Annotated in this window: 3 protein-coding genes; all 3 read right to left on the bottom strand. The window is 61.3% G+C overall.

The features are described from left to right. Positions 1–2,635, bottom strand: a 2,635-nt coding sequence (locus tag VMR03_RS03825) for a sensor histidine kinase KdpD (protein ID WP_325402453.1), incomplete at its 3' end; no start/stop codon positions are given. Positions 2,636–2,648: 13 nt separating this feature from the next. Beyond that, entirely contained in the window at positions 2,649–3,248 is a 600-nt protein-coding gene (kdpC, locus tag VMR03_RS03820; protein ID WP_325402451.1) for a potassium-transporting ATPase subunit KdpC, read from the bottom strand. A 12-nt stretch (positions 3,249–3,260) separates the two neighbouring features. After that, positions 3,261–5,051 (bottom strand): potassium-transporting ATPase subunit KdpB (gene kdpB / locus VMR03_RS03815; RefSeq protein ID WP_325402449.1); only part of this gene is annotated, 1,791 nt, incomplete at its 5' end.

Below are 5,051 nucleotides of genomic sequence, written 5' to 3'. Positions count from 1 at the left end.
AGCCACGTCCCGGCAGTCTGTTCGCCGCGACGATCCTACCACCGAAGGCTTCCACGAATCCCCTGCACACGGCGAGGCCGAGCCCCGTGCCCGCGGGTCGGCTGTCGCCCGATCCAGCCCGGTGGAACTTGTCGAAGACGGTCTCGAGTTCGTCGGCGGGAATGCCTTCACCGTCGTCGATGATACGAATGGCGACGTCCTTTCCGGCAAGACTTGCCTCGACGCGAACGTTGCCGTCCGGCGGGGAATATTTTGCGGCATTGTCGAGCAGGTTGAAAAAAACCTGTTCGAGAAGTATCGGATCGGCCGTGACGGGAGGAAGGTCCGACGGAATCTCGACACTGACATGGCGCTTCTCAAGCATCCGGCTTGCGCGTCTCAGCGCCGTCTCGAGGAGTTCGGCGATGTCGACCTCTGTCAGCCGAATACGGAGCGCGCCCGATTCGAGTTTCGTGATGTCGAGAAGATTGCCGACGAACCGGTTGAGACGTTCGGCCTCGTCCTCGATAGTTGAGATGAGATCGTTCCGTTGCATTGCATCGAAGCGATCGAAATATGTCTTGAGACTCGTCGCGGCACCAATGATGGAGGCGAGAGGTGTCCGGAGATCATGGGAGATGGATGTGAGAAGCGTACTGCGCAGACGCTCCGTCTCGCTCAGGACCCGCGCATTGTCGATGTCCTCGGCAAGGCTGATGCGTTCGATTGAGACGGCGATCTGGTCAAGCAGGGCGTCGAGCAGTTGTCGTTCGCTGGCAGTGAAGAGAGCGCCGGGTGTCTCCCGATCGAGGCCGACCACGGCGAAGACGCCCGTGGTGGTCTTCAAAGGCAGAAAGAGACGCTTGGCGCCCGGAAGCGTATCGGATCCCCGTCCCGCGGCACGCTGATGATCGAAGGCCCAGCGCGCCGCCGCGAGGTCCGCCTCGTCGGCAACATCGTCGGGGGGATAGGCGGCGGACAGGGACATGCCGGTCTCGGCCGGAAAGAGAAACACCACCCGCAATTTCAGCATCGAAGCGATCTGAAAGGCCGCGGCCCAAAGCAGGTCATCAAGGTCGCTGAGGCCCGCAAGCTTTCGGCTGAAGGCGTTGAGGCCCGCGGTCGTCTTGACTTGCGATTGAGCGATCAGCACTTGCCGCCTTGTGCGCGCCGTCAGGTTGCTCGTCAGGATCGCGACGATGGTGAAGAAGATCAGCGCCAGGACGTTGGCAGGATCGGCAATCGTGAAGGTGTAGAGGGGCGGGAGGAAAAAGAAGTTGTAGACGAGCGTGCTGACGAGAGAGGCGTAGAGAGAGGGCCATAGACCGAAGGTAACAGCGGAATAGAGAATGGCGGAAAGAAAGACGAGCGAGATATTCGGCAGAGGAATAAACAGGAGAATAAGGCGGCCGACGCCCAGCGCGGCGATAATGCACAGAGTGCTGACGAAATAGGGATAGAGGTCGAGCGACTCATCCGTTCCGCGGGTTGCAACATCTGGGTCCTTCGACTTCTCTACCTCCGGTATGACGTGAATTCCTATTCCATTTGCCTTGAGGATCAGCTCGTTGACAGTGGAACCGCGCCAGAATTGAATCCACCTTCTTTTCTTCGGACGCCCGACAACGATCTGGGTCACATTGGCATCTGTCGCGAAATTAAGTATGGCGTCGGCCGTATTTTCGCCCGTCAGCGTTGCGACTTCTCCACCAAGCGAGGTCGCCAGACGAAAGGCTTCGGCAATCCGGTTGCGCTCCGCCTCCGTAGGCTGGTGACTCCCGATTGTCTCGACATGGAGAGCAACCCAGGGGCTGCGGAGGCGATCGGCCGAGCGGCGCGCATAACGGACGAGACCGGCAGCGTCGCCGCTGCCGCTAATACACACAAGGAGGCGTTCGTCTGTCGCCCATGGTCCAGCGATCGCGTGCGCCCTCATGTAGCTCAGCATCTGTTCATCGACACGCTGTGCGGTACGTCTGAGCGCGAGCTCCCTCAAGGCCGTGAGATTTCCAGGAGAGAAATAATGCTTCAGAGCGCGCTGCGCCGCCTCGCGGACATAGACTTTACCCTCGTGAAGGCGCTGGATCAGTTCCTCCGGCGTGATGTCGACGACTTCGATTTCATCGGCTCTGTCGATAATCGAATCCGGCACGGTTTCGCGTACCCGGATGCGGGTGATCTGCGCGACGACGTCGTTGAGACTCTCGACATGCTGCACGTTGAGCGTCGTGTAGACGTCTATGCCCGCGGTAAGAAGTTCCTCGACATCCTGATAGCGCTTGGGATGGCGGGAGCCCGGTGCATTGGTATGCGCGAGTTCATCGACGAGCACGAGCGCCGGGCGACGCGCCAGCACGGCGTCGATATCCATCTCGTCGAGAATGCGGCCCTTGTAGGGAATATGCGCGCGCGGCAGAACGTCAAGTGCGAGGGTGAGGCGGTCGGTTTCAATTCTGCCATGGGTCTCGACGATACCGACGACAACGTCGACCCCCTCGCTCTTTTTTTGCGCGCCCGAGGAGAGCATTTCGTAGGTCTTGCCGACGCCGGGCGCCGCGCCCAGGAATATCTTGAGCTTGCCGCGGTGCTCGGCGACCGCCTGTTCCAGCAACGCTTCGGGTGCGGGTCTTCGCGCCTCCGGGTCGGTGCCGGCCATTATTGTGCACCCATCATTTCTGCGCCATAGCGTCCAGAGCCATATTGAGTTTCAGAACATTGACGGTCGGTTCGCCGATGATACCCAGTGTCCGGGGTTTCGTGAACTGCCCGACGAGTTTCTCGATCTTTCCGGGATCTAGGTGGCGTGCGGCGGCAATGCGCCGGATCTGAAAGAGGGCGCCTGCCGGAGTGATGTCCGGATCAAAGCCGCTGGCCGAGGTCGTGACCAGATCGACGGGAACCGGCCGGTCTGGATTTTCGGCGGCGAGCTTGGCGGTCTCTGCCCGGATCCGATCGATCAGCGACTTGCTCGTCGGTCCGAGATTGGAACCCATGGAGTTTGCCGCATTGTATGGTTGAGCAACGGAGGTGCCCTTGTCGTCCAGGCCGGTCGTCGCGGACGGCCTTCCATGGAAATAGCCCGGCCTGGAGAACGCCTGGCCGATGATCTCCGAGCCGATCACCTGACCGTTCCTGAAGATCAGGCTGCCTGCGGCCTGACGGGGAAAGAGGAGGCCGCCGAGCCCTGTCATGCCGAACGGATAGGCGATGCCGGTGAGGAGCGTGAAAAGCAGAAGCAGAATAATGGCGGGACGAATTTCATTGGTCATGATGTTTGGTTCTCAGACGAGGCCGATGGAGGTGATGGCCATATCGATGAGTTTGATGCCGACGAAGGGAACGATGACTCCGCCGACGCCGTAGACTGCCAGATTGCGCGCTAGAAAGGCGGCGGCGCTGCGCGGCGAATACTGGACGCCTCTGAGCGCCAGCGGTATCAGCGCGACGATGATGAGCGCGTTGAAGATGATCGCCGAAAGAATGGCGCTTTGCGGCGAATGCAATGCCATGACGTTGAGCACCCCGAGAGACGGGTAGAAGGCCACAAACATCGCGGGAATAATGGCAAAATATTTTGCGACATCGTTGGCGATAGAGAAGGTCGTCAATGTACCGCGCGTCATCAAAAGCTGCTTTCCGATGGCCACGATCTCGATGAGCTTGGTCGGATCGCTGTCGAGATCGACCATGTTGCCGGCCTCGCGCGCGGCTTGCGTACCGGTCTGCATGGCGACGCCGACATCGGCCTGTGCGAGTGCAGGGGCGTCGTTGGTGCCGTCGCCGCACATGGCAACCAGCTTTCCCTTGGCCTGTTCCTCTCGGATGAGGCGGAGCTTGTCCTCCGGTGTTGCCTGCGCCAGGAAGTCGTCGACGCCTGCCTCCGCCGCGATGGCGGCCGCCGTCAGCGGGTTGTCCCCGGTGATCATGACGGTGCGGATGCCCATGCGGCGCAGCGCCTCGAAACGCTCCCGGATGCCGCCCTTGACGATATCCTTGAGGTGAATGACGCCCAGGATGCGGTCGTCTCGCGAAACGGCGAGCGGCGTACCGCCAGAGCGCGCAACCCGGTCGACGATCTGCTGGAACTCCCTCGATGCGCTATTGACGCCCTGTTGCTGTTTGCCCGCCACGAAGGACAGTACCGCATCTGCGGCACCCTTGCGGATCTGATGGCCGTCGACATCGACGCCGCTCATCCTTGTCTGTGCGGAGAAAGGAATGAAGCGCGCACCGTGCCCCGCAAGTTCGCGCCCCCGAAGCCCGTACTTCTCTTTTGCGAGCACGACGATCGACCGGCCTTCCGGCGTTTCGTCGCTGAGCGAAGAGAGCTGCGCGGCATCGGCGAGTTCAGCGTCCGATATGCCGGCAAGCGGGATGAATTCGCTGGCGACGCGGTTGCCGAGCGTGATCGTGCCCGTCTTGTCGAGAAGGAGCGTATCGACATCGCCCGCCGCCTCGACAGCGCGACCGGACACGGCGAGCACGTTGAACTTGACGAGCCTGTCCATACCCGCGATTCCAATGGCGGAAAGAAGCGCGCCGATGGTTGTTGGAATGAGGGTAACGAAAAGCGCGACGAGAACCACGACGGGAATATTGCCGCCGGCATAGTTCGCGAAGCTTGGGATGCTTGCCGTTGCGAAGACGAAGATGATCGTCAGGCCGACAAGCAGGATGTTGAGGGCGATTTCATTCGGCGTCTTCTGGCGCGCGGCGCCTTCGACGAGGTGGATCATGCGGTCGAGGAACGTGGAGCCCTGGGCCGCCGTGATACGGACCTTGATCTGATCGGACAGGACGCGCGTGCCGCCGGTTACGGCCGAGCGGTCGCCGCCGCTTTCGCGGATGACCGGCGCGGATTCACCGGTGATGGCGGATTCGTCGACCGAGGCGACACCGTCGATGACCTCGCCGTCGCTTGGGATGAGATCGCCGGTTTCGACGAGAACAATATCGTCGACCTTGAGCGCCGATGCTGCGACCACTTCGAGGTCGCCCGCCCTGAGAAGGCGCTTTGCGGTTGCTTCCGAGCGGGTTCGGCGAAGCGCGTCGGCCTGTGCCTTGCCGCGTCC

This window comes from Parvibaculum sp. (genome assembly GCF_035511255.1).
GTDB lineage: Bacteria > Pseudomonadota > Alphaproteobacteria > Parvibaculales > Parvibaculaceae > Parvibaculum.
Note: the sequence above shows the minus strand (reverse complement) of the source record. Positions and strands in the feature narration are given on the sequence as shown.

Excerpts from the sequence above, each read along its gene's own strand:
- kdpC (WP_325402451.1), bottom strand. The coding sequence starts at position 3,248 with ATGACCAATGAAATTCGTCCCGCCATTATTCTGCTTCTGCTTTTCACG.